Below are 24,463 nucleotides of genomic sequence, written 5' to 3'. Positions count from 1 at the left end.
CTGATCTCCTTGTCCCGTCTGACCGGTGGGAGCCGGGGTAAACCGCGGGGTCAGGTGGGGAGGGCCAGCAGGAGAAGGGGGGCGGTGGTGGGCCGGGGTGAACCGGCGGCGGGTTCCAGGGTGAGGCCGATCGCGGTCGCGCCGGCCGGGTCGCCGTCGACGAGGACGGTGCCGTCGCCGTGGACGAGACCGGCCGGGCGCATCGTGCCGCCGTGGGCGAGCCACAGCTGGTACGTCTTCCCCGCGGCCGGGGCGGGCAGGTTGCGCGCGGTGAAGACGGCCTGGTTCTGCCGGTCGGAGGCGACGACGGTGGTCAGGGCCCCGTTCGCGGCCCGGCCGTGTACCGTCCGGGCGTCGGGCGCTGCGAGGACGGTGCCGACGGCGTCCAGGCGCTGTTCTGCCTGGCGGGCCCGCTGCTCCAGTTCCCGCCCGTGCCGCAGCTGCCACATCGCGCCGCCGCCGAACAGGGCGGCGGCCACGGTGGCGGCGAGGGCGAGCGGAACGGCCCTGCGGCGCAGGGCGCCGACGCGGGTGGCGGTGGGCGCGGCGGCGGGGACGTGCGGGGGCAGCTGGCGCACCTCGTCGACGGCGGCCATCACCCTGGGCTTCAGGGCCGCGGGCGGTGTCTGCGAGGCCGCCGCAGCCAGTCGGGCCGCGGTCGCCTCGAACCCGGCGGCCTCCTGCCGGCACGCTTCGCACTCCTGCATGTGGCGTGCGAAGGCCTCCCTCTCGTCGGGGGCCAGGGCGCCGAGGGCGTGGGCGGCCGCGAGGGTGTGGGCGTCGGATGCGTGGTGTTTCACGTGGTCACCCCCATGCAGTCGCGGAGCCGGATCAGGCCGTCGCGCATGCGTGTCTTGATGGTCGGAAGCGGTGTGCGTAGGGCTTCGGCGACTTCACGGTAGGTCAGCCCCCGGTAGTAGGCCAGCGTCACGGCCTGGCGCTGGAGTTCGGTGAGGCCGCCCAGGCAGCGGCGGACCTGTTCGCTGTCAAGGCGGGTCTCGACCTGTTCGGCGACCTCGTCGAAGGCGGTGGTGTGCTCGCGCGCGGCCTGGGCCTGCTCACGGTCGGCGGCCGCCTGGGCGGAGCGGACCCGGTCCACCGCCCGCCGGTGGGCGATCGTCGCCGCCCACGTCCTGACGCTGCCCGCCTCGGGCCGGTAGCGGGCGGCCTGCCGCCACAGGTCGATCATGACCTCCTGGGCGACCTCCTCGGACTGGGCGCGGTCGCGTACGACCTTGGTGACGATTCCGAAGACCAGGGGCGCGAGGGCGTCGTAGAGCACGGCGAAGGCCTGTTTGTCGCCGTGGGCGACGTCCCTCATGACCTCGGCGAGGTCGCCGTGCTCCGGGGCGGGGCCGGTGCCGAAGGGCAGTGGTCGGTTCACCGGGCGGACCCCGGGGGTGGCGAGGAGGCGCAGGGGCGGCCGGGGGCGGCCGTTGGGGGGAGGGGCGTCCATCGCATGCCGGTCCTTCGTCCTGGTCGCTGGATCGGGGCCGGATGGACCCCGAGGGTGCTTCGGACGTTCTTCGTAGCGGACGGGCGTGCGGATGGGCGGGCGCTCCGTCATCTTCGCCGCCGGTGACGACGCCGTTCGAGGGGGGCGGGGCGTGCGGCCCAGCCGGCGGGCCGAGCGGCGGTGAAGGGACGGGTGGGGGCAGGCGTTCCCGGCTCGGCACACCGGATAGACGGCCACGGTCGCGCTGCGGGCCTCTTGCCCGGCCCTGACCTGACCTGACGGCCGGGTCAGCCGGCGGCGTGCAGGATGCGGCGGGCGGCACCGCGCAGATGGTCGAGGACGTCCGGGTCGGCGTCGAGGGTGTAGTCGGCGGTGAGGCCCGCCAAGGTCTGGGCGATGCGGGTGAGGGAGTCGTCCGAGGCGTCGACGAGACAGGTGGCCGAGTCGACGGGGCGGATGCGGGTGGCCAGGTGGCGGCTGCGCGCGACGCGGTCGGCGGGGGCGTGGACGGTGGCGACGGCACGGTGGCGGGTGGGGGCGGCGGACAGCCGGGCGGCGACGAAGGCGGCGGGACTGCCGCCGGGCAGGTCGCGGGCAGGGGCGCGGTGTCCGGTGAGGGCCGGCCCGGTGATCCGGTCGAGGCGGAAGATGCGCCAGTCGTCCCTGGCGGTGTCGTGGCCCAGCAGGTACCACAGGTCGCCGGAGGCGACGATGTGCTGCGGTTCGACGCGGCGCGGAGCGGTCGTGGCGGTGCGGGTGGTGTAGTCGAAGGTGATGATCTCGTGGTCGCGGCAGGCGAGGGCGAGGGTGGCCAGCAGGGCGGGATCGGCGCGGGGGCCGCGGTCCTCCCAGGCGATCCCGGCGACCGCGTGCTGGAGGGCGGTGACCTGGGGGCGGAGGCGCCGGGGCAGGACCTGTTCGAGTTTGGCCAGTGCGCGCAGGGCGGTCTCCTCGATACCGGTCAGGCCTCCGGCCGCGGTGCGCAGCGCGACGGCGATGGCGACGGCTTCCCCGTCGTCGAGCAGGAGCGGTGGCAGGTCGGTTCCGGCGGCCAGCCGGTAGCCGCCGGCGTGGCCCCGGGCGCTGTCGACGGGGTAGCCCAGGTCGCGCAGGCGGTCGATGTCGCGGCGGACGGTCCGGACGGTCACCTCCAGGCGGTCGGCGAGGTCGGCGCCGGACCACTCGCGGCGTGTCTGCAGCAGGGACAGCAGTCGCAGCATGCGGGCCGTCATGTCACTGGTCATGGCTCCCACTATGACCGGGGCAAAGGACATGTCCTGTCCTGAAAGGGTCCTACGGTGGAGCTGTCCAATCACGGCAAAACGGGAGGTATCCCCATGAAGATCGCAGTACTCGGTACGGGTGGCGGCGCCCGGGCGCACACGGCCAAGCTGCTCGAGCTCGGCCACGAGGTGTTCGTGGGCACCCGCGACCCGCAGGCCACGCTCGCCCGCACCGAGCCGGACATGATGGGCAACGCGCCCTACGGCCAGTGGCTGGCCGACCACCCGGGCACCACCCTGCTGACCTTCGGTGACGCGGCGGCCGCCGCCGACGGTCTGGTCATCGGCGGCATCGACGGCCGCAACGCCGTCGCCGCCCTGACCGCCATCGCGGACGGGCTCGCCGGCAAGACGCTGATCGACTACGCCGTCCCCTACGTCTACCAGCACCGGAGCGAGCACCCCTGGCCCACGCCGTGGGGCGTCATGCCGAAGCTGGAGCCGTGCGACACCGACAGCCTCGCCGAGCAGATCCAGCGCGCCCTGCCGGCGACGAAGGTCGTCAAGAGCTTCGTCACCCAGGAGCAGGCCACCGTCGTCCATCCGGCCGCCGTCGGCGGCGGCGACCACACCATGTTCGTCGCCGGCGACCACGCGGACGCCAAGCAGCAGACCGCCGACCTGCTGGAGTCCTACGGCTGGAGCGACGTCCTCGACCTCGGCCCCCTGGTGTGCGCCCGCGGCATGGAGATGTACGCGCACCTGCACTCAGCCATCGGCTTCGGCCTCGGACAGCAGTTCGGCGGCCACTTCGGCCTCAAGGTGGTCCGCTGACCCGGCCCGCTACGTGCCCTCGGCCCCGCCGGCGGTGGCTCCGCCCATCGGGAGCCGGACGGGGGCGAGGGCGTCCTGGTCCCGGGTGGCACGGCGCTGCGCCGGGACGAACGCGGTCCGGCCGGCGAGCGCCCGGCAGATGGCCCGTGCCTCGACACCCGCCTGGTACAGCGCGCCGCTCAGCGGATTGGTGAAGCCGGCGAAGTACAGGTGCGGAGCGGCAGCACTCGTCTGCGCCCCGTGGACCACCGGCCGCCCCGACTCGTCCAGGACGTCGACACCGGGCAGGAGTTCCGCGAGCCCGGTCCGGTAACCGGTCGCGGCGATCACGGTGTCGGGCACCAGGACGGAGCCGTCTGCCAGGCGCACCCGCGCCCCGTCGAAACCGGCCACCGCTGCCACGGGTTCGACCCCGCCGGAGCGCACCGCCGCCACGAACCCGTGGTCGAGCACGGGGTTGTTCCCCTCCCGCGCGTTACGGGTGAAGGGCCCGGTCCGGGGCCGCGGGATCCCGAAGGGCGTGAGGTCCGGCACCGCGCACCGCTGGGTCAGCAGTGCGGACCGGTCCCGCCAGGCCGGCGGCAGGAACTCCGTCAGCCGGCCGGCCAGGTGCCAGCGGCTGGAGCCGCGCGGCAGGATGTTCGGCGGGGTGCGAACGGCGAGCCACACCTTCTCGGCCCCCTCGGCCGCCAGGACGCTCGCGATCTCCGTGCCGCTGTTCCCGGCGCCGACGACCAGCACGGCCCTTCCGCGGTAGGGCGCGGGACTGCGGTAGTCGGCCGCATGCAGGAGCCTGCCGCCGTACGCGTCCCGCCCGGGCCAGTCCGGGATCCGGGGGAGGTTGCAGCGCCCGGTCGCCACCACCACCGCCCGCGCCGCGAGGACGCCACCGCTGGTGTGCACCCGCCACCGTGCCGCCGCTCCGGCCGCGCCCGGCTCGATGCGGTGCACCACCGTTCCCACGCGCACCCGTAGCCCGTGGAGTGCCCGGTAGCGCTCCAGATACGCGACGAAGTCGTCCCGTGCCACCCAGGGGCCGCAGCTGCGGGGCAGCGCCAGTCCCGGCAGGTGGGAACCACCACGCGCGGTGTGCAGTTCGAGGTGGTCATAGCGCTCGGCCCAGCGCACCCCCACCCGGTCGCCGCGTTCGAGCACGAGCGCCGGCACGGCCGCCCGGTGCAGCATGGCAGCCACGGCCAGGCCGCTCGGCCCCGCCCCGATGACCACCACGGGCGGAGCGTCGACCACGGCTGCTCGGGTCATGTCGGTCGGTTTCGTCATCGGTGTGCAAACGATCACCTGCGGTCGAGGACACGGCGAACCTCTGGCCGCCGGGCGCACGGCGGGCGAGCCGTCGTCCGCGCGGCCGTCGCGTCCCAGGGCTACCGCGCCGGCCAGAACTGGGCCAGGGCCGCCTCCTTGTACGGGGCGGGGCTCACGCTGAGCTCCCCCGCGAAGGGGCGGTCCAGCACCATCACCAGCAGCAGGCTGAAGCCGATCAGCCCGGCCACCGCCGACACGAAGAGCAGCTGCATCCTCAGGCTGCGCAGGCCGAACAGGAAGGTCAGCGGGAGGATGACCAACGCCCCTCCGTAGACGAGCACCTGGAGCAGTCCCGGCAGTGAGGTCTCGGCCATGGTGACCCGCGCCCGGCGCTGTCCGGCGACGTCGTTGAGACGGGTGGCCGCCTCCGTGTAGAAGGTCTCGCTGCGCTTGCCGACCGGTTCGTAGGCCTGGAGCGCGGTGTACATCGCGTGCGTCTGGGCGGCGGTCGCCTCGTAGCTCGGCTCGCCCTCGCGCATGAGGGGCCACTGGACTTCGACGACGGCGTGCACGTAGTTCCCGACCGCCCGTTCCACGCGGGCGCGCTCGGCGGGCGGGAAGGCCTCGGCGCTGCGGACGACGAGGGCCAGGTCGGTGGCCTCGCTCGCGACGACGTTCTGGGTGGTCTCCAGTTGCGTCCAGAGGGTGACCACGACGAAGGCGAGGATGATGCCGTAGATCGCACCGAACATCCCGAGGGCGACACCGACCATCTCGTTGTGCTCGCCGCCCGCGAGGTGGGGGAAGCGGCGGCGGGCGGCCACGCTGCCGCCGAGGGCGAGGGCGACGAAGCCTCCGACGAGGAGGAGGCCGAGGGAGAACGTGCTGAGGTGGTTCAACAGCCAGAGGATCATGCCCTGTCCAACGACGACCCCCGGAGAAGAGAGCGGCCTCCCGCGCATCGGCCCGCGACCGGCCCGGTCTCCTCCGGGGGGCCTGCGTACCGGCGCCGCCCCGCCGGAGCGTCAGGGAGGGGTGGTGCCGCCGCGGCCGGGTTCGGCGAGGAACCGGCGCTGGTCGGCCAGGAATCCGTCCGCGAAGAGGGAGCGGGGGCGGAAGAGCGCCACGAGCGCGGTCGTGAGTTCCGACTCCCCGATGGACTGCTTGACCAGTGAGTGGTTCGCATCCGGGTAGCGCTCGACCGTCAACGCGCCGCCCGTCTCCAGCACCCCGCGGTAGACGCGCTCGGTGTCCGCGGTGTCGACGTTGACGTCATGGCCCGCGAGGACCAGCAGCACGGGTACGCCGCGCAGGACCGGGAGGTCCCGCGTGGCGTCCGCGGTGAAGTTCCGGGAGATGAAGCCCCACCGCCGGGCGGTCATGCCCCGCACGTCACCACCCGTGGCCCTCGCGTACTCCTCGAAGGGCGCCCGGCGTTCCAGCAGGCGGCGGGTGGTCTCGCTCCTGGCGGTCTCGGCCTCGACGCGGGCTGCCGACGCGCCGTCGGCCCGCAGCTCCGCGAGGAGGTTGTAGCGGCCCTGCCGGAGCCAGTTGACCGCGGGCGACACGGCGATGACGAAGCTGACGGGTGTCCTGGCGGCGACCTTCGGCAGGACCCATCCCGCCTGGCTCGCACCCCAGAGCCCGATCCGGGCGGGGTCGACGTCCGGGCGGGCGCGGGCCCAGGCGATGGCGGCGGCCGCCTCGTCGGCCCGGTCGTCCATGGACTGGGAGAGCCAGTCGCCGGGTGCGCCGGCGACGCCGGGTTTGTCCCAGGACAGGGAGGCGTAGCCGGCCTTGGCGTTCGCCTCCCACATGGGCCGGTACCCGCCGGCGTGCGTGGCTCCGATGGGGCCGTCGCCGTGGACGTACACGATCAGGCCGTGCTGTTCGCGGCCGTCCCGGGGAGTGGCGAGTACGCCGTTGAGGGTGTGGCCGCCGTGGCGGATCGAAACCCGTCGCTCGGTCACGTCGTAGGAGTTCTGCCACAGCACCGCCCCCACGAGGCCGGCGGCCGTGAACAGGAGCGCGACGAGTAACCACAGGGTGATGCGGAGACCGCGCCGTCGGGACCGGACCTTGGGACACATCAGCTGACCGCCTCTGTTCGGGGACGTGCCTAGAAAACTATCACTACGCATACGATCGTAGATGCGATGATAGTTCGAGATGAGGGTCGCGAAGAGGGGAGTACGACATGGCAGCGGACGTGCCGGGCAGTGGTACCGGGCCCTTGGTGGTCCGGCGGGGGATCCCGGCCGGAGCGGAGCGGCGGGCCGCGGAGCTGTACTGGGGCGCTTTCGGGCGCAAGCTCGGCCCCGCCCTGAATCCGCCGGACAAGGCGGTGGCCTTCCTCGCCGCCCACCTCAACGCCGACCGGGCGGTCTGCGCGGTCCTGGACGGACGGCTCGTCGGCCTCGCCGGTTACCAGCTCGGCGGCCGGGCCCTCACCGGGGGATCGGCCTCCGCCGTCCTGAACGCCTACGGCCACCTGCGAGGGCTGCACCGCCTCCTCGTCCTCGCCCTGTTCGAACGCCACCCGGCCCCCGGGCAGCTCGTCATGGACGGGATAGCCGTGGAACCGGGCCTGCGCGGCCGCGGCGTCGGCAGTGCGCTCATCGAGGAAGTGGCCGCCGTCGCGGCGGAGCAGGGCTGCCGCCAGATCAGACTGGACGTCATCGACACCAACCCGCGCGCGAGGCAGCTGTACGAGCGACGCGGCTTCACCGCGGTGCGCACCGAGCCCACGCCCTACCTGCGCCGGCTGCTGGGGTTCGGCGCGGTGACCACCATGCACCGCCCCGTCGGGGCGAACGGGCCGAGAGGAACGCGCACACCATGACCGAGCACATCGAGATCCCCACCCGCATGCTCGTCCATGCGCTGATCCGCGAGGACGCCACCGTCGACGCGCAGGAGCTGTACGCCGTCGCCAACACGCTGGGCATGAGCGACCAGCAGGTGCGGCTGTGCATCAAACGCCTCGTGGCCGACGGCCGGTTCACCCATCAGGGCCGTGGCCGCAAGGCGCAGCTGCACGCGACGGCGGACACCATGCGCACCCTCGCCCCCAACGCCGACTTCGTCCGGCACGCCTTCCGGCAGGACGCCGGGCTCGCCCCCTGGGACGGCGTCTGGCACCTGGCCGCCTTCGCGGTCCCCGAATCGGCGCGTACGGTCCGGGACTCCCTGCGCGAGACGCTCGTACACCTGGGAGGCGCAGCGCTCCAGGGCGGGCTCTACGTGTGCGCCAACGCCTGGGAACCGTACGTCGAGGAAGCGGCCCACCGCCTCGGCGCCCATGGCGCGCTCACCCTCCTGACCACGACGGACCTGCGCAGGGGCGACGCCCGGGAGCCTGCCGCGCTCGCCTCCCTCCTGTGGCCCTTGCGGGAGGTCGCCGACCGCTACCACCGCCTGAGCCGCCTCACCCGGCCCCGCCTCGCCCGGCTCACCGACGCCACGGCCCTCTCCCCGTCGGCCCTCCTCACCCTCGCGGTCGAGCTGGCCGCCGAACTCACCCGCGCCATGGAGCCCGACCCGCTGCTGCCTCCGGAGCTCCTGCCCCGGCCGTGGCCCGGCACCGAGGCGCGGGAGCTCATCGCCCTCAGCTGGGCGGCCCTCCACGAACGGGACGGCGGCGAAGCCCGTCCGGCCCTCTTCCGCCTCTACGCCGACATCACCCGCGAAGCGGCAGAGCGCGCCGCGCAGACGGGACGAAACGCCCCGCGGCGCGGCTGACCGCGAGGACCGGGTCAGCTGGTGGTCTGCCGGACGAGGTGGTCGACGACGTCGAGGTGGCTGTGGAGCCGGCGGTAGGCGGCGCGTTGGCGGTCGGCGCCGTTGCCCTGTCCGGCCAGGCGCTGCCGAGCCGCTCGGACGGTGGTGAGGTCGTCGGGGCCCAGGGCGGGCAGGGCGCTGCTCCACAGCTCGTCGAGGCAGCGGGAGGCGGGCCGGAGCCGGCCGGAGGGAAGGTCGATGCTCCGGCCCCGTACGCCGTCGCGCGCGGCGCGCCAGTAGGCGGCCCGCAGCATCTCCGCCTCCGGCCGCGGCCCCGGCCGTCCGTCGCGTACGGCGGTGAGGGCAGCGGTGGCGAGGCCTTTGACGGCGCCGGCCAGCACGAGGGTGTCGTCCACCGTGGGGGCGGCGTCGGCGACGCGGACTTCCAGGGTCGGCACGTGGTGGGAGGGGCGGATGTCCCAGTAGACGCCGGCGCGGTCCAGGACGGTGCCGCTCGTGACGAGCCGGCCGACGAGGTCCTCGTAGTGGCCGGCGGATTCGAAATAGGGCGGGGGCCCGGCCACCGGCCAGCGTCCCCAGCTCAGGGTGCGCCAGCTGTCGTAACCGGTGTCCCGGCCGTCCCAGTAGGGCGAGTTGCCGCTCAGGGCGATGAGTGCGGGCAGCCAGGGCCGCAGGTGGTTGCTGACGGCGAGCGCGGTGGTGAGGTCGGGGACCTCGACGTGGACGTGGCAGGCGCACACGGTCTGTTCGTGGTCCAGGGCGCGGAAGGTGGCCAGGCTCTGCGCGTAGCGCTGTCCGGCTGCCAGCGGCGGGGGAGTGTGCTGCCCCAGGACGGGTGTTCCGCTGGAGATGACGCGCAGTCCCAGGCGGGCGGCGGCGCGTGCGACGGCGCGGCGGGTGTGGCGCAGGTCCTCGTCGAGGGCGGTGAGGCTGGTGTGGGGGTGGGTCCGGACCTCGACCTGGTAACGGGTCAGTTCGGTGGTGGCCCGGTCGCCGAGTTCCGCGGCCGTTTCGGCGACGACCTTGTCCGCCCGGGTGCTGAGCTGCCGGGACACGGGGTCGATGACGAGGTATTCCTCCTCCACGCCCACCCGCACCGCGGGCACGGCACCGGTGCGAGGGGAGGAGGGGGCGTGGACCGCCGGTGAGGGGGCGGGGGCGGATGTCCGCTGCTCGCTCTTCATGGCGACCAGTGTGTCACTTACGGTAACGGCGACCAGCGAATTGGCCGGAAGAAGCCCAGGTGAGGCGCGTACCCGCATCCCCGCCACGGCCTGCGGCCCCACCGGCACCACCGCCGTGCACCCTCCCGCCTCTCCCTGGCCCCTCGCAGCGACGGCCGTTGGGGGCGGAGCTGCGTAACGCCGATCCTGACGGGCACACGCGGGGGAACCGTCCGCGAGTGGAGAGGATCCCGCATGTCGGCCCCGCCCGCCCCCACGTACGGAGCACAGCCCGGCCACGACGCCCTGCTGGGCGGTCGCTACCGCCTCCAGGCCCTCATCGGATCCGGCGGTACGGCTGACGTCTTCCGCGGCGTCGACGAGGTGCTGGGCCGTGAGGTCGCCGTCAAGGTGTTCCGCGCCGGCACGGACACCGTCACCGCCGACCGCTTCTGCGACGAAGCCCGCACGCTGGCCCGGCTCTCCCACCGCGCCCTCGTCACCGTCTACGACGCCGGCCGTCACGGACGAGGCGCCTTCATGGTGACCGAGTTGATCCGGGGCGTCACCTTGCGCACCCGCATGGACGCCGGCCCGCTCAGCCCCGTCCAGGTGACACGGCTCGGCGCCGACCTCGCCTCGGCACTCGACCACGTCCACGCCCACGGGATCATCCACCACGACGTGAAACCCTCCAACGTCCTCCTCCCCGATGGTGATTGCCCCCACCTGGCCGATTTCGGGCTGGCCAGGACCGTGCACGACCGGTCCCACAGCGCGCCCGACACCCTGGTCGGCACCCTCGCCTACATGGCCCCCGAGCAGTTCCTCGGCCAGGGCGCGAGTCCGGCCAGCGACGTCTACGCCCTGGGGCTGACCCTGATCGAAGCGCTCACCGGCCGCCGCGAGTACCAGGGGAGCCCCGTCGAGGTCGGCACCGCCCACCTGCTCCGCCCGCCCCGGCTGCCCGACGGCCTGCCGGGCGGCCTCGGCAGACTGCTGAAGGCGATGACCGAACAGGACCCGCAGGCGCGCCCCGACGCCGCCCGTGCCCACCTGCGCCTCCAGGACATCGCGCGCCCACCGGCACCCCGCGCCGCCCTTGTCGACACGGCGGACACCGGCACCTCGACGCACCGCAGGCCCTCACCGCCCCTCGCGGCCGCACGTTCCGCCGTACCGACCGCGCGAGCGGACGCACCAGCGTGGCGCAGGCACGCCACGCGGCGGCGTGCGGCCGCCATGGGGCTCGCGGCGGTGAGTGTCGCGGGCGCCTGCGCGCTCCTGACAGGCGGCCTTCCGGGAGGCGACAAGGCACCTCCCGCCTCGCAGACCGTCCACAGCCTGACCCCGTCACCGGGCACCGAGGCGGCAGCCCCCCGGCCCACGCCCCCGGCACCCCCGCCGCCCTCGGCGTCCGACATCCGTGACGCGGGGGCCCCGGCGCGGTCCACGACCCCGGAACCAGGGCCGTCCTCCACCCACGGCGATCCCCCCGCCCCGCCACGGGCTGACGACCAACCGGCGGGAACGAAGCCGGCCGTGACCAAGGACAACCGCGGAAAGGCGAAGGGCAAGAAGGAGAAGGGGCGCCCGAACTGACCGAAGGGGCCTCCGGACCGCCTCGGCATGCAAGGAGCCTGACGCCCCGTGCCCGCGCGGCGGGGCATGACGGAGCGGTTCACCTGTACGCGCCCGCGGGTCAGCGGCCACCGGGCGGCTGCGGCCGGTAGACAGGCACGAGGTGTGCGAGGCGCCGGTTCCCGGTGCCGGCACGCCCGCCGCGCCCCTTCGCCGGAAAAGGCCACGCATGGAGACGACGACCGAGCCGATCGCTCCCGTACCGATGCCCGGGCGGACGCCCGGGCAGGTGGTCGTCACGTGGTTGACGACGACGGACCACAAGAAGATCGGACACCTCTACCTGATCGCGTCCTTCGGGTTCTTCCTGATCGGCGGCGTCCTGGCGCTGCTCCTGCGCGCCGAGCTGGCGCGGCCGGGGATGCAGATCGTCTCGAGCGAGCAGTACAACCAGGTCTTCACCCTGCACGGCACGATCATGCTGCTGTTCTTCGCGACCCCCACCTTCGCCGGCTTCGCCAACGCCATCATGCCCCTCCAGATCGGCGCCCCGGACGTGGCGTTCCCCCGGCTGAACATGCTGTCCTTCTGGCTGTTCCTCTTCGGCGGCCTCATCGTGGTGGCGAGCCTGCTCACCCCCCAGGGCGCCGCCGACTTCGGCTGGACCGCCTACGCCCCGCTCTCCGGCGGCGAACGGACCCCCTACGTCGGCGGCGACATGTGGATCATGGGGTTGGCGCTGTCCGGCTTCGGCACCATCCTCGGCTCCGTCAACTTCGCGACCACGATCATCTGCATGCGCGCGCCCGGCATGACGATGTTCCGGATGCCGGTGTTCACCTGGAACATCCTGTTGACGTCCGTCCTGGTCCTGTTCGCCTTCCCCGTGCTGGCGGCGGCGCTGCTGGCGCTGGAGGCCGACCGGCGCTTCGACGCGCACGTCTTCGACCCGTCCAACGGCGGAGCGCTGCTGTGGCAGCACCTGTTCTGGTTCTTCGGGCACCCCGAGGTCTACATCATCGCCCTGCCGTTCTTCGGGATCGTGACCGAGATCTTCCCGGTCTTCTCCCGCAAACCCCTCTTCGGCTACCTCGGCCTGATCGGCGCGACCATCGCGATCTCCGGGCTCTCGCTGACGGTGTGGGCGCACCACATGTTCGCCACCGGCGCCGTCCTCCTCCCGTTCTTCTCCTTCTTGACCTTCCTGATCGCCGTGCCGACCGGCGTCAAGTTCTTCAACTGGATCGGCACCATGTGGAAGGGGTCCATCTCCTTCGAGACGCCGATGCTGTGGTCGATCGGGTTCCTGGTCACGTTCCTCTTCGGCGGACTGACCGGCATCATCCTGGCCTCGCCCCCCATGGACTTCCACGTCACGGACTCGTACTTCGTCGTCGCGCACTTCCACTACGTGGTCTTCGGCACGGTCGTCTTCGCGATGTTCGCCGGCTTCTACTTCTGGTGGCCGAAGATGACCGGCACCATGCTCGACGAACGCCTCGGGAAGATCCACTTCTGGACGCTGTTCATCGGCTTCCACACCACCTTCCTCGTCCAGCACTGGCTCGGAGCGGAAGGCATGCCCCGCCGCTACGCCGACTACCTCGCCGCCGACGGCTTCACCGCCCTGAACACGCTCTCCTCCATCGGCGCCTTCCTCCTGGGACTGTCCACGCTGCCCTTCCTCTACAACGTGTGGAAGACGGCCAAGGACGCCCCCCGGATCGCCGTCGACGACCCCTGGGGGTACGGACGCTCCCTGGAGTGGGCCACCTCCTGCCCGCCCCCGCGCCACAACTTCCTGACGATGCCGCGCATCCGCTCCGAATCCCCCGCCTTCGACCTCCACCACCCCGAGATCGCCGCCCTCGAACGCAGCGAGAACGAGGGCCGGCGCGACGTCGTCGACCAGGACCAGGCCCTCTCCCCGCCCCGCGACGTCGGCCCCGACGGCCGCAAGCCCAGGTAGCCCCGTGGAACGCCCCTCCCCGCGGGACACGGCCGCGGGCCTGGCCCGGCTCGAGGGCTACCTGATGAGCCGGGCGGCCCTCCACGAAGCGCAGACGCAGGCCGAAGCCCTGGCGCGCCGCCTGACGTGGCTGGGGCGCGCGGAACAGGAGGAGGTCGCACGCATGGTCGCCGCACACCACTTGCGGCTCCACAAGGACGCCATGACCGCGATCGTGACGCGCAGCCGGGAACTGGAAGCCGAGTACGAGGCCCGCTACGGCACCCTCCGCAAGCGCCTCCTGTTCTTCTGGCTCGTCCTGGCGCCCCTGGCCGCGGGCAGCGTCCTCGCCCTGCTCCTGACCAGACCGTAGGGGCCTGCTCAGGCCGAGGGCTCGTCCGCCTCCGCGGCGTCGACGAGAGCGGTGTAGCCCAGGTGGAGGGCGTCGGAAACGGCGACCGCGGCCAGCGTGCGCACCGCTGCCGAGGTGGCCCGCGGCCAGACCATGCGCGCTGCGGTGAGAGCGGTCGCGACCCACACGCCCAGGCAGAAGGGGCAGGTCAGCAGTGCGCCGACGGTGGGGTGGCCGGCCTTGGGCACCTCGTTCAGTTCTGCCGGCGCCCCTTCCTCCTCCACCTCGGTGAAGGGGGCGCGCAGGGGGCGGGTGACCTTGGCCTTGCCGAGCAGGCGGGTCAGCCGGAAGGTCGCCGCCGCCGTCACCAGCAGCTCCGGCAGTGCGACGGGACCCTCGCCCGGGTGGCCGCGGCGCCGTACCAGGAGGGCCCAGCCGCCGGAGTAGGCCGCGAAGGCCGCGAGCGTGAGCCCGTGCCTCGGCGCGGGCTCCCCCTGCGGGGCCGCCGCGCGGCCCCGCCGTGAACCGTCGTAGGCGGCTTCGCGCAACGCCCGCAGAGCGCGGCCGGGAGGCAGGTCCGCCAGGCAGTTGACGTAGGGATCGAACGCGAGGGGCGCCTGCGGCGCCGGCTCGGGGCCGGCACGCAGCGTCAGGGTGGCGAACGGGCGCCAGGCCTCACCGGCAGCGGCGGCGCACAGCCGGTACCGGACCGGCCCCTCCTCCAACGAGGCGGCGAGTGCGCGGAGATCGGCGGGCAGCCGCCGCTCGCCCGCCACGGGCAATGCGGCGATGACCCGCTCCCGGTCGGGGAAGCGGTAGCTCGTGAGGGTGCTGTACGGGGCGGTGGCATGCCGTCGCGGCAGGGGCAGGTGGCGGGTCAGCCGGGCGGTCCCGCTGGAGGTCAGCAGCACGTCGAACGGCCGTCCGCCGCCCGCGTCCAGGACCCGTACGGCGAGCCCCATCCCGTCGGGCAGCGGGCTGGGCAGACCGGCCGCGCGGGACCACCGCACGACCGCTTCGTACCGCCCGGGCTCGTCGAGGAGGGGAACCGCCCACACCTTCCCTGCCGGGGGAGTGACATCGACCGTACCGCTGATCACCAGCCCGTCGGGGTGGAGGGCGGGACGACGCCGCACGCGTGCGACCGCATAGGCGAGGACACGGCCCACAGCCGCCGCCCGCGTCATTTCTCCTCCTGGAAGGAGACGGGCAGCCGTCGGCACCGGGGCACCGATGACGCCGTCCCGCCCACCGGGCGTCGCGAGGAGAACGGGTCGGACCGTGCGTGCCGCACGGGGGAAAAGCGGTTCATGGGCGGCGCATGCCCCCTCCCGGCCGCCTCATGTGAGGACGGGGCAGACCGTCACCCCCATCGGGCTCGACCGTCGGTCGCGGTCGTCCCGGACCGTGCGGGCCGACGGATCCGCACGGGCGCAGGTACCCCCGCAGGGGGGTCAGGCCGGCCCCCAGCGGCGGGCCAGGAGGCGGGGAGCCATCCGGACCACGGCGCCGGCAGCGCCACCGATCGCAGCGCCGGCCGCGACGTCCGAGGGGTAATGAGCACCGCGGTGGACCCGCTCGACAGCCACCAGCGCCGCGGGCACGGCACACACCGCCCCCGCCCACGGCCAGCAGGACGCCACGGCCGCGGTGAACGCCACAGCGGCCGCCGTGTGGCCGGAGGGGAAGGAGGAACTGTCGGGCCGGTCCTGGACATCATCGTCCGGGAACCACTCAGCGGGCGGCCGGGGCCGCTTGACCAGCTGTTTCGCGACGCCGTTGGACAGCACTTCGGCGATCGCCATACCGGCGATCCCGGCGGCCGCCGCCTTGCGGCCGCGCCACCCGCCGCCCGCCGCCATGACGACGGCCGCCGCCCACCACAGCTTCGTGTGCTCGGCCGCTTCCTCGACCGCGGGCAGGAACCTGCGTACACCGGGCAGGTCCCAGGCGGCGACGCGCCGGGTCAGCCGGTGGTCACCACCGCGCAGCACGGCCAGAACCCCCATGCGGTCACGTCCCTTCTCGCTCTGCGGCCCGGCATGCCGGGCCCGGTACCAGGCCCCTCCGTGGCCTACCCGGGGAGGGCCCGCCGACACCCGCCCCCGGAAGCCGTGAGCGGGGCCGAGTCCCGGTCACATCGCCTGGGCGGCCTCCGAGTCGGGAGCGAGGGGGAAGAGGTCGGCGGCGCCGGTCAGAGCGAGCACTTCGGCGAGCTGGCGGGTGCAGGGGCCGGTGAGGACCAGGCGCTGGTCGCGGTGGTCGTGCAGGGTGTGGAAGAGACTGCTGTCGGCGAACGTGACGCGGCTGAGGTCGACGATGGTCCGCTGGGCCTGGTAGGCGGTGAGGGCGGTGCGCAGGACGTGGACGGTGTCCAGGTCCAGCTCCCCGCTGACCCGGACCAGCACCGTTCCCGGCGGTGTGTCGAGCGGGCGCGCGCTCGCCTGGGCAAGTGCGTGCGCGGGGTGCCGGGCGTCAGCGGGATGCGCGGCGTAGAGCATCTGGAACATGCCAGCCTCCGGGTCGGGTGGAGCCCTCCTGTTCCCGTGGGCGGGGAAGGAGTGCACGGTCCCTCGTGCGGGCCGTGCGGTTGAAGAGGTCCGTACCCGGAGCGCCCTCTCGTCCGAGGGGATGCGGCAGCGCGGTGGTCGCCAACGGCAGTTCCCACCCTACGCCCCGCACCCGGGCGGGGGCATAAGCGCTGGTGGGGGCCGCACGCACACGGGCCCGGTGAGGCGCTCGCCGAGGGGGAGGCGGCAGAGGGCCACCGCGCCCCCTGCTCCGCATGAATCGCCGGAGCAGGGGAAGACGCACTGGCCACGCGGCGATCACGCGTGACCGGAACCGGCACAGAGCCGGCTGATGAGCTCAAGAGGTGGAGCATGGCCTCGCAACGAGCGGGCGCACGCCCGACGGACACCCCCGCCGCCGGCAAGGACCGCCCGACGCCGTGGAAGGAATTCCACAGGGTCATCGACCAGATGTTCGACCTGATGGAAGGCGTGCACAAGGACGACGGTGCCTCCGCGTCACCCGCGGCGGCGCGCCGCAAGCCGGTCGCCGGTGGCGGATGACGGGGTTCCAGGGCGCGCGCCAGGGCGCGCGCTGTGCCTGTGCCGCAGCACGAGGGCGGGGGCGATCCAGCACGCGACGCACCAGAGCACCAGGGTCGCGTCCAGGACGACGGCCGGGGCCGCACCGGTGATCTGGCGCAGGACCACCAGGAGGCCCAGGGAGGTCATCCCGAGGAGCAGCGCCAGGCCGACCGCGACGAGGCGGGATGCCCAGGCGACCGCTTCTGGTTTCAGCTCCAGCCCGGTGACGAGCCGGTGCAGTGCCACCGGGCCGGTCAGCGCCGCCATGGCAGCGGCCCCGCACAGCACGCACACCAGGTAGAGAAACCGGTCGGTGTCGTTCAGCCGGCCGTAGGCGGGGGTGAACACGACGGCCAGCAGGAAGGCGAGCAGCAACTGCACGGCCGTGAGGACGGTCCGCGCCTCGTGCATCAGCTCCACCCAGAGGCGGTCGGCCCGCTCGTCGCACGTTTCCCGACGCTGCCCCACGTTCGACGCCCGGGCGATCACGGGGCACCACCGAGCGCACGAGCCAGGTCATCCGCGACCATGGTCGGTCACCTCCTGAGGCTTTCCATGCCCCCGACTCGCGCCTACCCGCGTCACCTGCCCCGTAACTTCCGCCCCCGCAGCCGGCCTGGGGGGCGGGGGCTTCCTCAGGCGTCCGGGTCCGTGTCCTTGGCCATGGCTCCTCGGATGGCGTCACGGGTCCGGTCCACCAGGGCGGCCACGGGGCCCAGCACCATGTTGGCCGAAGCGCTCTCCACCCCCGGATGCGGGTGGGTCGGTGCCATCTTCTCGGCGGCCTTGACCGCCTTGGCCATGGTCATCAGCCGGGCTCGGGAGCTGCTGCGGCGCAGCTGCGCGAATTCGTAGCGTTCCTCGGCACGGGCGTGCGCGAGGACGGCATCGCGCAGGGAAAGCAGCGCCGGCATGAACTTCGGGTCACCGGTGTCCATGCCGTCGAGGCGCGCCAGGAGCTCCTTGGCCGCGTTCTCTTCGGCGAGCCGCTCCTGCACGACGTCCTCACCACCGTCGAAGGCCCTGCGGGCATGGGGATGGACGACCTCCTCCTCCGCCGTCTCGTGGACGGCCAGGAGCCGCACCAGGCGGTCGAAGGCGTCCTTGCGGGTCTCGCCCCGGCTCAGCCGTACTTCGTCGAAGAGGGTGTGGATCTGCCCGTGCTGGCGTACCAGCAGAGCCACCACGTCCTCCCCGGCCGCAGGGTCACCCACCTGGTTCTCGTCGTCCTGCACACGATCCTCCTGCGAGTGCGAAGGTGCCGGCGGCACCCGGGTCTTGGGTCGGCTCACGTGCGCTGCGACGGGTCGGGATGCGGCCCCTCGGTCTCCACGCGGTGGTCCCGTCCGAACATCTCCTGGTGCTGTTCGACGACCCGGTCGCTGGGCGGCGCCTCCCCGTCGTGGATCCGCGCCTGCATGTCCTCGAACCGTTCGTGCGCCTCCCGTACGTAGCCGGCACCCAGCGTGGTCAGGTCCATCTGCGTGGCCAGGAGCTCGCGCAGGTAGGCCTTGTTCGGCTCGAAGGTGAGCACGTCGGGCAGCTCCGGCGCGAGGATCTCCTCGGGATCGCGCCCGTCGTGGCGCCGCATCATGTCGCACGCGAGCCGCAGGTGCTCCAGCTCCATGTTCAGGTGCAGCTCCCACACGGCCTTCACCTTGGGGTGGCTCTCCTGCTCCATGAAGGAGTGGTAGAGGTAGCACTCGTTGTACTCGTGGGTGACCAGCTGCTCCTTGTCGTAGGCATCGCGCACGTTGTCCGCCGGATCGCGGTGGTGCATCCGGGTCGGGCGCCCCGGCATCACCTCCGTCAGGCCGTCCACGATCGCCTCGGCCTTGCGGTGCTCGATCATCTCGTACAGGTTCGCGTACCGGTACAGGTGGTCGAAGTCCTCCAGCACCCCGAACTCGTACGCCTGCCGCAGATAGGGGTCGGGTTCCATGCGCGCCACCCACGACGTCAGGTCGACCGCGACCTGCTCGTACGCGATCGTCGTCTCCAGCACCGACGACACCCCGGGCAGCAGCCAGTTCACGACCTTCTGCTGCTGCGCCTCGATGTAACGGGTGCCGGCCAGCTGCCGCTTCACCTCGGGATCCACACAGTTGCGCGCGAGGTCGTGGCTGAAGAGGATGGCCTCCACCTCGATGCCGTTCATCGCGATGATGCGGCACCGGGTGTACGGGTCGCTCGCGTCCGGGTCGATCGGGGAGACGTTCAGCTCACGCCAGCTGCGCAGCTGGCGGTCCAGGGGGACATGACGGTCACCGGTTTCCGAGCGGTTCCTGGTCCCGGGCGCGATGCCCCGGGGACGGCAGGGGGCCCGGGATCCCATGCCGCCGGACGGCTGCACGAAGGCCGTGATCCAGGCACAGGCCTTCCCGGCCTCCTCCAGCCTTCAGCAGCCGCCCACCCGTGCGGCGCCGGACCGGCCGCGGGTCCGGCAACCCCACCCTTTCAGCCGAGCGGCCCGTGCGGGACGACGCCCTCCGGGCGCGCCGGCCCGACTGCTCGGGCGGTGCGGCCGGAGGGCGTCGTCACCTTCACAGCTTGCGCGGCTCGGAGTTCTTGACCGGTTCGGCGACGTCGATGCCCGCAGGGATGAAGCCGCGCTTGCCCGCGGCCGCCAGCTCCGCGAGGTGCTGCCGGTACCGTGTCGGGGAGACGACCTTGGCGTTGAGGAGCATGCGCGAGTGGTCGACGCCGCACAGCTCCGCGCACTTGCCCCTGAAGGTGCCCTCCCGGCTGGGCGTCACCTCGAAGACGTTGACGTTGTGCCCTGGGAACACGTCCTGCTTCATCAGGAACGGCAGCACCCAGAAGGAGTGGATGACGTCCCTGGAGGTCAAGACGAAGCGGACCTTCTCCCCCTTCGGAAGCCAGAGGGTGGGCCCCGGATTGCCCGTCTGCGGGTTGCGCGTTCCGGGGACACCGACGTCGTAGACGCCCTCGGCGCCCTCGGGGAAGGCGTTGCTGAACCTGGCCGGGATGACGTGCAGGGCGCGGTCGGCCTTCGCGTCGCCGGTGCCGGCGCTGCCGTCCACGTCCTCGATGTAGTTGAAACCCCAGCTCCACTGGAAGCCGACCACGTTGATGGTGTGGGCGGGCTTGGCGGAGAGGCTCAGGAGCTTGGCCTCGTCACGGGCGGTGAAATAGAAGAGCACCGAGACGATGATCAGGGGGACCACCGTGTACAGGGCCTCGATGGGCATGTTGTACCGGGTCTGCGGGGGGATCTCGACCTTGGTCCTGGTGCGCCGGTGGAAGATCACCGCCCAGATGATCAGCCCCCACACGAGCAGCCCCACGAGGAGCGCCGCCGCCCAGGAACCCTGCCACAAGGACAGGATCCTGGGCGCTTCTTCCGTGACGGGGGTCGGCATCCCCAGACGCGGGAAGCTCTGCCACGTGTATTCACAGCCCGAAGTCGTCGACAGGACCAGACACGCCAGGAGCACCTGCCCCGCTCTCCGCCGCCTCGCGGCCCGCCGTGCGCGGGTCCAGCCGTTGCCCTCCACTGCGCCTCCTGAAAGCCTGTCCGGACACCGGTCGGACGACGGCGGTGTCCTCGCCGTCGCTGACCTGAACCGGACACGAGGTGGGGACCGCGGTGCGGCAGGTCGTGGGAGGCAGGCCGGACACGACTCCCGGACGGCCCCGCCAACGGCAGCGCAGCGACCATTGTCGGGACGAACCGCGGGGCACCAGCCCTGCGCGGGTCCGCGCCGCGCCGCGCTCACCCGTTCGGCCGTCACGGACGTCGCGGCCGCCGGCCTCCCCCGGCTCCCCGGCCCCACGCCCCGGGCGGCGGGGTGGGTTGATAGCTTGATCATCATGAATCAGAGCCAGGTGCTGGAGGCGTTCCGCTGCGAAGCCGAAGAACTCTCCCGGGCGGTCACAGGCCTCCCGGAGGCGCAGTGGGATCTCCCGACACGGTGTGAACCGTGGTCCGTACGAGAGCTGTTGGGCCATGTGTGCGTGGTGATCGCCTGGTTGCCGGACATGCTGGACGCTCCGTCGCCGGACCACGCCGAGGTGTCCGCAGTGGAGTACTACCGGCCCGACGACCGTTTTGCCCCGGAGACCAACACGGCCCGCATCGCCCTGGCGCAGGGCCACGCGGCCGGCCGGGCCGGCGGTGCCGCGCTCGCCGAGGACTTCGCCGAGACCTGGCAGCTGGTGGACCGCCTGTGCCGTGCCGAGCCCGAGACCCGCGTCGTGCGTACTCGGCACGGCGATGCGATGCTCCTGTCGCAGTTCCTGCTCACCCGGGTCGTGGAGGTCGCCGTCCACGGCCTGGACCTCGCCGAGGGGCTGGGTCGCGAGCCGTGGCTGACCCCGCAGGCCGCGGACGCCGTCCTGGAGCTGCTGCTCGGCCCGGACCGGATGGCCGTGCCCGCCGCACTCGGCTGGGACCGGGTCACGTTCCTGCGCAAGGCCACCGGGCGCGAGCCGCTCGGGGCGGCGGAGACCGCCGAGGTCGAACGGCTCGGCATCCGGTGGCTGACACTGGGCTGACGGCGGGACGACGGACCTGCGGCCGACCGCAGGAACCGAAGGCAGCCGCGCGGCACGAAGCGGCACCGGCGAGCCGCGACCCGGCAGCCGACACGGCGCGTCCCGCCGCCCGCCGCACCGGGGCGGAGGAACGGGTGCCGTCACCGCACGGCAGGCTTATCGTCCGTATATGGGCGACGTGCGGTGCGACGGGTGCGGTACGCGGCCACGGCAGCGCGCCGCGGCGGTGGCCGGCGTGCCGGACCCGGCCGGACAGCCGGCGCGGGCAGCGGTGCCGGCGGACCGGAGGACCGGGGCCGGCCGGGCACGGACCGCGACGGCGCTGGGCGCCGGCGCCGAGGCGGCCCGGGGACGCGTCACAGGCACCCGCGGCGCTGCGGTGGCCGGACGGAACGCATGACCGGCCAGGCGCACGTTCCCTCCCCCGGAGGCGGGCCCGGCCCGGGTGCGGATTTACCGGATGACGTGCTGGGCGACATCCTGAGGGACACGGGTGCCTCGGTCGGGATGGTGTACCTGCTGGCGCCGGGGGAGCGGGTCCTGCACCTCGTACTGATCTCGGGTGTGTCCCGGCGTATCGCCGCTCCGTGGGCCCGCATCCCCCTCGACGCCACGATTCCGGTGGCGGACGCCGTCCGCCACCGGCGACTGGTCTGGCTCGGCAACCAGGAGGACGTCGCCCGCCGTTACCCCCGCCTCGGCATCGTCCTGCCGTACGACTTCATGCTCGCCGCAGCCCCGATCGCCGCCGGCACCACTGCCTACGGCGGGGTGGTGCTGCTGTGGCCCGTCTGGCACCCACCGCACCTGAGCCCGGCCGAAGAGCAGACGATCACCGCCGGCTGCCGTCGTGCGGCGGCCTTCCTCAGGCAGGCTGCCGACAGGGGCCGTCCCCTGCGGATCCCGGACGAACCGCGCCGGCTGCCGCCGCCGGACCCCCGGGAAGCCGATCCGGTGCAGGCCCTGGCCGCCCTGGGGTTCACCCGGCGCCTCCCCGTGGGCTGCTGCGCTCTCGACCTGGACGGGCGGCTCACCTTCATCAACCCGGCCGGCACCGAGCTGGTCGGGGCCGCGTCCGCCTCCTTGCTCGGCAGACGTCCCTGGGAGGTGCTCCCGTGGCTGCGGGACCCGGTGTTCGAAGACCGCTACCGGGCAGCGGTGGTCGCCCGCCAGCCGACGTCCTTCACCGCCACCCGCCCACCCGGCACACGGCTCTCGTTCCAGCTCTACCCGGACGACACCGGCATCAGTGTCCACATCTCTCCCGCCGCCGGTCCCGCGGCCGCGCCGGGACATCCGTCCTCCGCCGAGCCCGTCGGCGCGGCGGCGCTGTACCACCTGACGCACGTCGCCACTGCCCTCGCGGAGGCCGCCGGCGTCAAGGACGTGGTCGAACTGGCCGCCGACCAGATCGTGCCGGCCTTCGGCCCCAAGGCCCTGGCCCTGATGACCGTGGAGGACGGACGCCTGCGGATCACCGGGTACCGCGGCTACAGCGCCGAACTGATGGCGCACTTCGACGCGGCGTCCCTGACCTCCGACATCCCGGCGGTGCACGCCGTCACCACCGGTGCGCCCGGCTTCTTCCCCACCTTCGCCGACCTCAAGCGGGCGCACCCGCCGGCTGTCCGCCTGGACCGGATGGCCTCCTGGGCGTTCCTGCCCCTGACCGTGTCAGGCCGCCCCGTCGGATCGATGGTCCTGGGCTACGATCTTCCCCGCGCGTTCCCGCCCGCCGAGCGGGCCCTGCTCACCTCACTGGCCGGGCTGATCGCCCAGGCCCTGGACCGCGCCCGCCTCTATGACGCCAAGCACGCCCTCGCCCACACCCTGCAGACCGCCCTGCTGCCCCGCACCCTGCCGCACGTCCCGGGCCTGGACACGGCCGCCCGCTACAAGCCCGCCGGCCACGGCATGGACATCGGCGGCGACTTCTACGACCTCATCCGCTCCACGCCCACGACGGCCGTCGCGGTGATCGGCGACGTCCAGGGCCACAACACCACCGCCGCCGCCCTCATGGGCCAGGTCCGCACCGCCGTCCACGCCCACGTCACCGCCGGCGCTTCTCCCGGCGACATCCTCGCCCGCACGAACCGCCTCCTCGTCGACCTCAGCCCCGGCCTCTTCGTCAGCTGCCTCATCGCCCGCCTCGACCTCACCCACCACCGCGCCCAGCTGGCCACCGCGGGACACCCCCCTGCGCTGCTGCGCCACCCCGACGGTCGGTCCCGCACCGTCCCCCTGTCTCCCGGCCTGCTGCTGGGCATCGACCCGGACGCCGACTACCCCACCACCGACATCCCGTTCCCGCCCGGCGCCCTTCTCGCCCTCTACACCGACGGACTCGTGGAAAGCCCCGGTACCGACATCGACCACGCCACCGCCGCGCTCGCCGCCCAACTGGACGCCGCGCGGCCCGAGGACCTGAACGCCGTGGCCGAAGCCCTCCTCCAGCACGCCGAGCGATCCGCACCCCGCCACGACGACATCGCCCTGCTCCTCATCCGGGCGACGTCCGCTCGATCCCCGTTCGAGGAGTCCTCGCCTCTGTCGTGTCAGCGTCAAGGCTGCACGGCTCCGCTGGGGACGAAAGGACACGAGGAATGACCAAGTCAAGGCGCAGCTTCGGCATCGGCGCGGTGGTGGCCGCGATCGTGGCGGCGATGATCACCTTCACGGGACCGCAGGGAGCCAGCGCGCAGGACCAGGCCCGCCGCGGATGGGACCACTTCACCTTCGGGGTGCCGTGGGAGGAGTCCTACGGGTACTCGCAGGGCATCAGGGCCGGGGACACGATCTACATCTCCGGGCAGGTGTCCCACGACGCGGCCGGGAACTTCGTCGGCGCCGGCGACTTCGAGAAGCAGGTGCGCACCTCGTTCGACAACCTGGACAAGGTCCTCGCGCACTACCGGGTCCCGCGCAGCCAGATCATCAGCATGAAGATCTTCACCAAGGACCTGCGCCAGAACTTCGACACGGCCGCCAGGCTGCACAAGGAGTACGTCGGCAACCACCGCACGACCGACACCATCGTCGGCGTCTCCGACATGTCCGTCCCCGAGCAGCTCGTGGAGATCGAAGCCATCGTCCAGGTCTCACCTCGCTCCTGACCGAGCGGACTCCTGTCCCTGCGGCGAGGACCACCGGGGACCCCCGAGGCGGCGGGTCCCCGCCCCCTCGGGGGTCCGCCGGCGCGTGTCAGGGAAGAGGCGGGCCGTCCGCGGGTCCGCTAGTACAGTTCCGCTGATCTTTGCGCGGCGGTAATCGAACAGTGGTACGGGCA

General features: G+C 73.0%; 24 protein-coding genes. 10 read left to right on the top strand and 14 right to left on the bottom strand.

The annotated features are described in order from the left end of the window. Window positions 1-50: 50 nt before the first annotated feature. The 3 genes from ACZ501_RS30985 to ACZ501_RS30975 all read right to left on the bottom strand — a co-directional run bounded on the left by ACZ501_RS30985 (window position 51) and on the right by ACZ501_RS30975 (window position 2,700). The gene (locus tag ACZ501_RS30985) at window positions 51-800 is read right to left on the bottom strand and encodes an anti-sigma factor (RefSeq protein ID WP_468799873.1); all 750 of its coding nucleotides are present in this window, start codon (window positions 798-800) and stop codon (window positions 51-53) included. Further along, a complete protein-coding gene (sigK, locus tag ACZ501_RS30980) occupies window positions 797-1,384 on the bottom strand; it encodes an ECF RNA polymerase sigma factor SigK (RefSeq protein WP_468799932.1) in 588 nt (195 codons plus the stop codon). Before sigK ends, ACZ501_RS30985 begins: the two co-directional genes overlap by 4 nt. Window positions 1,385-1,743: 359 nt before the next feature. Beyond that, window positions 1,744-2,700: a helix-turn-helix transcriptional regulator gene (locus ACZ501_RS30975; protein WP_468799871.1), complete on the bottom strand. Its 957-nt coding sequence runs from the start codon at window positions 2,698-2,700 to the stop codon at window positions 1,744-1,746. A 93-nt stretch (window positions 2,701-2,793) separates the two neighbouring features. Here ACZ501_RS30975 and ACZ501_RS30970 point away from each other — a divergent pair, with 93 nt between their 5' ends. Next, entirely contained in the window at window positions 2,794-3,513 is a 720-nt protein-coding gene (locus ACZ501_RS30970) for an NADPH-dependent F420 reductase (RefSeq protein ID WP_468799869.1), read from the top strand. A gap of 9 nt (window positions 3,514-3,522) precedes the next feature. Here ACZ501_RS30970 and ACZ501_RS30965 read toward each other — a convergent pair whose 3' ends face one another. The 3 genes from ACZ501_RS30965 to ACZ501_RS30955 form a co-directional block, all read right to left on the bottom strand. Next, the gene (locus ACZ501_RS30965) at window positions 3,523-4,776 is read right to left on the bottom strand and encodes a flavin-containing monooxygenase (RefSeq protein ID WP_468799867.1); all 1,254 of its coding nucleotides are present in this window, start codon (window positions 4,774-4,776) and stop codon (window positions 3,523-3,525) included. Between the two features lie 119 nt (window positions 4,777-4,895). Beyond that, window positions 4,896-5,690, bottom strand: a complete 795-nt coding sequence (locus ACZ501_RS30960; protein ID WP_361608983.1) for a bestrophin-like domain — start codon at window positions 5,688-5,690, stop codon at window positions 4,896-4,898. 111 nt (window positions 5,691-5,801) lie between these two features. Then, window positions 5,802-6,866, bottom strand: a complete 1,065-nt coding sequence (locus ACZ501_RS30955) for an alpha/beta hydrolase family protein (protein WP_468799865.1) — start codon at window positions 6,864-6,866, stop codon at window positions 5,802-5,804. Window positions 6,867-6,973: 107 nt separating this feature from the next. On the opposite strand from ACZ501_RS30955, the gene ACZ501_RS30950 reads away from it, so the two are divergent. Together ACZ501_RS30950 and ACZ501_RS30945 are read left to right on the top strand one after the other, a co-directional pair. Continuing rightward, on the top strand, window positions 6,974-7,618 hold the full coding sequence (locus ACZ501_RS30950; protein WP_361608987.1) for a GNAT family N-acetyltransferase: 645 nt from the start codon (window positions 6,974-6,976) through the stop codon (window positions 7,616-7,618). Then, a complete protein-coding gene (locus ACZ501_RS30945; RefSeq protein WP_468799863.1) occupies window positions 7,615-8,517 on the top strand; it encodes a PaaX family transcriptional regulator C-terminal domain-containing protein in 903 nt (300 codons plus the stop codon). The genes ACZ501_RS30950 and ACZ501_RS30945 overlap by 4 nt, the downstream gene beginning before the upstream one ends. Before the next feature lie 14 nt (window positions 8,518-8,531). On the opposite strand, the gene ACZ501_RS30940 is transcribed toward ACZ501_RS30945, so the two are convergent. After that, window positions 8,532-9,701, bottom strand: a complete 1,170-nt coding sequence (locus ACZ501_RS30940) for a carboxylate-amine ligase (protein WP_468799861.1) — start codon at window positions 9,699-9,701, stop codon at window positions 8,532-8,534. Window positions 9,702-9,935: 234 nt separating this feature from the next. Here ACZ501_RS30940 and ACZ501_RS30935 point away from each other — a divergent pair, with 234 nt between their 5' ends. The 3 genes from ACZ501_RS30935 (at window position 9,936) to ACZ501_RS30925 (ending at window position 13,582) form a co-directional block, all read left to right on the top strand. Further along, window positions 9,936-11,282, top strand: a complete 1,347-nt coding sequence (locus ACZ501_RS30935; RefSeq protein ID WP_468799859.1) for a serine/threonine-protein kinase — start codon at window positions 9,936-9,938, stop codon at window positions 11,280-11,282. Window positions 11,283-11,490: 208 nt separating this feature from the next. Continuing rightward, complete coding sequence (gene ctaD / locus ACZ501_RS30930; protein ID WP_468799857.1) at window positions 11,491-13,230, top strand: aa3-type cytochrome oxidase subunit I; 1,740 nt, start codon at window positions 11,491-11,493, stop codon at window positions 13,228-13,230. A 4-nt stretch (window positions 13,231-13,234) separates the two neighbouring features. After that, entirely contained in the window at window positions 13,235-13,582 is a 348-nt protein-coding gene (locus tag ACZ501_RS30925) for a hypothetical protein (protein WP_468799855.1), read from the top strand. Between the two features lie 8 nt (window positions 13,583-13,590). On the opposite strand, the gene ACZ501_RS30920 is transcribed toward ACZ501_RS30925, so the two are convergent. The 3 genes from ACZ501_RS30920 to ACZ501_RS30910 all read right to left on the bottom strand — a co-directional run bounded on the left by ACZ501_RS30920 (window position 13,591) and on the right by ACZ501_RS30910 (window position 16,071). Continuing rightward, on the bottom strand, window positions 13,591-14,697 hold the full coding sequence (locus ACZ501_RS30920) for a DUF1360 domain-containing protein (RefSeq protein WP_468799853.1): 1,107 nt from the start codon (window positions 14,695-14,697) through the stop codon (window positions 13,591-13,593). Between the two features lie 318 nt (window positions 14,698-15,015). Further along, entirely contained in the window at window positions 15,016-15,570 is a 555-nt protein-coding gene (locus tag ACZ501_RS30915) for a phosphatase PAP2 family protein (protein ID WP_361609692.1), read from the bottom strand. Between the two features lie 126 nt (window positions 15,571-15,696). Beyond that, a complete protein-coding gene (locus ACZ501_RS30910; RefSeq protein ID WP_361609694.1) occupies window positions 15,697-16,071 on the bottom strand; it encodes an STAS domain-containing protein in 375 nt (124 codons plus the stop codon). A 372-nt stretch (window positions 16,072-16,443) separates the two neighbouring features. On the opposite strand from ACZ501_RS30910, the gene ACZ501_RS30905 reads away from it, so the two are divergent. Beyond that, window positions 16,444-16,635, top strand: a complete 192-nt coding sequence (locus ACZ501_RS30905) for a hypothetical protein (RefSeq protein ID WP_361609696.1) — start codon at window positions 16,444-16,446, stop codon at window positions 16,633-16,635. Here the strand turns inward: ACZ501_RS30905 and ACZ501_RS30900 are convergent. From ACZ501_RS30900 to ctaC, 4 genes are all read right to left on the bottom strand, one after another. After that, window positions 16,591-17,124: a DUF6328 family protein gene (locus ACZ501_RS30900; protein ID WP_468799851.1), complete on the bottom strand. Its 534-nt coding sequence runs from the start codon at window positions 17,122-17,124 to the stop codon at window positions 16,591-16,593. The genes ACZ501_RS30905 and ACZ501_RS30900 overlap by 45 nt on opposite strands. A 167-nt stretch (window positions 17,125-17,291) precedes the next feature. Next, window positions 17,292-17,891: a hemerythrin domain-containing protein gene (locus ACZ501_RS30895; protein ID WP_468799849.1), complete on the bottom strand. Its 600-nt coding sequence runs from the start codon at window positions 17,889-17,891 to the stop codon at window positions 17,292-17,294. A gap of 53 nt (window positions 17,892-17,944) precedes the next feature. Continuing rightward, window positions 17,945-19,009, bottom strand: coding sequence for a hypothetical protein (locus ACZ501_RS30890; protein WP_468799847.1), 1,065 nt, complete (start codon window positions 19,007-19,009; stop codon window positions 17,945-17,947). Window positions 19,010-19,199: 190 nt separating this feature from the next. Then, window positions 19,200-20,174, bottom strand: a complete 975-nt coding sequence (gene ctaC, locus ACZ501_RS30885) for an aa3-type cytochrome oxidase subunit II (protein ID WP_468799845.1) — start codon at window positions 20,172-20,174, stop codon at window positions 19,200-19,202. A gap of 316 nt (window positions 20,175-20,490) precedes the next feature. On the opposite strand from ctaC, the gene ACZ501_RS30880 reads away from it, so the two are divergent. The 3 genes from ACZ501_RS30880 to ACZ501_RS30870 all read left to right on the top strand — a co-directional run bounded on the left by ACZ501_RS30880 (window position 20,491) and on the right by ACZ501_RS30870 (window position 24,290). Continuing rightward, window positions 20,491-21,174, top strand: coding sequence for a maleylpyruvate isomerase N-terminal domain-containing protein (locus ACZ501_RS30880; protein ID WP_468799843.1), 684 nt, complete (start codon window positions 20,491-20,493; stop codon window positions 21,172-21,174). 396 nt (window positions 21,175-21,570) lie between these two features. Continuing rightward, window positions 21,571-23,784: a SpoIIE family protein phosphatase gene (locus ACZ501_RS30875; protein ID WP_468799841.1), complete on the top strand. Its 2,214-nt coding sequence runs from the start codon at window positions 21,571-21,573 to the stop codon at window positions 23,782-23,784. Next, window positions 23,781-24,290 carry a RidA family protein gene (locus ACZ501_RS30870; protein ID WP_361605799.1) on the top strand — a complete coding sequence of 170 codons (510 nt, stop codon included), beginning with the start codon at window positions 23,781-23,783 and terminating at the stop codon, window positions 24,288-24,290. The genes ACZ501_RS30875 and ACZ501_RS30870 overlap by 4 nt, the downstream gene beginning before the upstream one ends. Window positions 24,291-24,463 lie beyond the last annotated feature (173 nt).

The sequence above is a fragment of the Streptomyces sp. NPDC034085 genome, from assembly GCF_055575555.1.
The sequence above is the reverse complement of the archived record's forward strand: the minus strand, read 5'-3'. Positions and strand labels throughout refer to the sequence as shown.

Excerpts from the sequence above, each read along its gene's own strand:
- ACZ501_RS30970 (WP_468799869.1), top strand. The coding sequence starts at position 2,794 with ATGAAGATCGCAGTACTCGGTACGGGTGGCGGCGCCCGGGCGCACACG.
- ACZ501_RS30950 (WP_361608987.1), top strand. The coding sequence starts at position 6,974 with ATGGCAGCGGACGTGCCGGGCAGTGGTACCGGGCCCTTGGTGGTCCGG.
- ACZ501_RS30965 (WP_468799867.1), bottom strand. The coding sequence starts at position 4,776 with ATGACCCGAGCAGCCGTGGTCGACGCTCCGCCCGTGGTGGTCATCGGG.
- ACZ501_RS30875 (WP_468799841.1), top strand. The coding sequence starts at position 21,571 with ATGACCGGCCAGGCGCACGTTCCCTCCCCCGGAGGCGGGCCCGGCCCG.
- ACZ501_RS30870 (WP_361605799.1), top strand. The coding sequence starts at position 23,781 with ATGACCAAGTCAAGGCGCAGCTTCGGCATCGGCGCGGTGGTGGCCGCG.
- ACZ501_RS30955 (WP_468799865.1), bottom strand. The coding sequence starts at position 6,866 with ATGTGTCCCAAGGTCCGGTCCCGACGGCGCGGTCTCCGCATCACCCTG.
- ACZ501_RS30960 (WP_361608983.1), bottom strand. The coding sequence starts at position 5,690 with ATGATCCTCTGGCTGTTGAACCACCTCAGCACGTTCTCCCTCGGCCTC.
- ACZ501_RS30905 (WP_361609696.1), top strand. The coding sequence starts at position 16,444 with ATGGCCTCGCAACGAGCGGGCGCACGCCCGACGGACACCCCCGCCGCC.
- ACZ501_RS30940 (WP_468799861.1), bottom strand. The coding sequence starts at position 9,701 with ATGAAGAGCGAGCAGCGGACATCCGCCCCCGCCCCCTCACCGGCGGTC.
- ctaD (WP_468799857.1), top strand. The coding sequence starts at position 11,491 with ATGGAGACGACGACCGAGCCGATCGCTCCCGTACCGATGCCCGGGCGG.
- ACZ501_RS30880 (WP_468799843.1), top strand. The coding sequence starts at position 20,491 with ATGAATCAGAGCCAGGTGCTGGAGGCGTTCCGCTGCGAAGCCGAAGAA.
- ACZ501_RS30910 (WP_361609694.1), bottom strand. The coding sequence starts at position 16,071 with ATGTTCCAGATGCTCTACGCCGCGCATCCCGCTGACGCCCGGCACCCC.
- ACZ501_RS30945 (WP_468799863.1), top strand. The coding sequence starts at position 7,615 with ATGACCGAGCACATCGAGATCCCCACCCGCATGCTCGTCCATGCGCTG.
- ACZ501_RS30975 (WP_468799871.1), bottom strand. The coding sequence starts at position 2,700 with ATGACCAGTGACATGACGGCCCGCATGCTGCGACTGCTGTCCCTGCTG.
- ACZ501_RS30915 (WP_361609692.1), bottom strand. The coding sequence starts at position 15,570 with ATGGGGGTTCTGGCCGTGCTGCGCGGTGGTGACCACCGGCTGACCCGG.
- ACZ501_RS30935 (WP_468799859.1), top strand. The coding sequence starts at position 9,936 with ATGTCGGCCCCGCCCGCCCCCACGTACGGAGCACAGCCCGGCCACGAC.